Below are 840 nucleotides of genomic sequence, written 5' to 3'. Positions count from 1 at the left end.
CCGAACGCCGGGTGCGGGAGGCCACCGCGCGCCTGCTGGCCCTGGACCGGGACCGGGGTGCCATCAGCGCGGCGCCGGCCGCCTGGAGGGCCCTTGGCCATCCGGCGGCAGCGGTAGGAGCCCCGGACGGCTACGGCCAGGCGCACCGCCCCGAGCGGGACCGGTACTCCGGCCCGGGCCGGGGCTCCCGCACCGGGGTGCGCACCGCCCGCGCGGAACTGCTCTCCGCAGCCGGCTGGATCCTCTTCGACGCGGGCCGGCAGCACGCCGCAGAACACGTCAACCGGCGGGCCCTCGCCCTCGCGTCGGAGGTGTCCGACCGGGCCACCGCCCGCCTGGTGCTGGCCACGCTGAGCATGCAGCAAGCACACCGGGGACGCCTCGCCGAGTCCGGAGCGCTGGCCGAGGCGGTCCTGGACTCGACGGGTCCGCTGCCGCCGAGGACGGCAACCGTCTTCCGGATCCGCACGGCGCGCGCGCACGCCGAGGCAGGCGGCCGGCACCGGGCGCTCGCCGAACTCCGCCGGGCACGTTCGCTGTTCCTCGACGGAGTGGGCGCCGCCGACCCGCCCTGGACGTGGTGGGTCGACGAACGGGAACTGGACGGGCACTGCGGACTCACCTGGTCCGCCCTCGGCGACCACGAGCGGGCCGCCGACTTCCTCCGGCGGGCGACCGACGGCCCGCGGGGTCCCGCCTACCGCTCGCTGTTCGCCGCCGAACTGCTCGACGTACTGCTCCGGGCCGGCGCCTGGCGGGAGGCGGAGCAGCAGGCGGAGACGCTGCTCGACCTGACGCACCGGCCGGGCTCGGCCCGCACCGTCGGCGTGCTGCGCGCGG

1 protein-coding gene is annotated in these 840 nt (G+C 77.7%); it reads left to right on the top strand.

Going from position 1 to position 840, the window contains the following annotated elements; genetic code table 11:
• The coding region (locus tag ACYVE9_RS28945) for a tetratricopeptide repeat protein (RefSeq protein WP_461030843.1) at positions 1 to 840 on the top strand (840 nt) is incomplete at both ends.

This window comes from Streptomyces sparsus (genome assembly GCF_054776295.1).
This window is presented reverse-complemented; position numbering and strand designations above follow the sequence as displayed.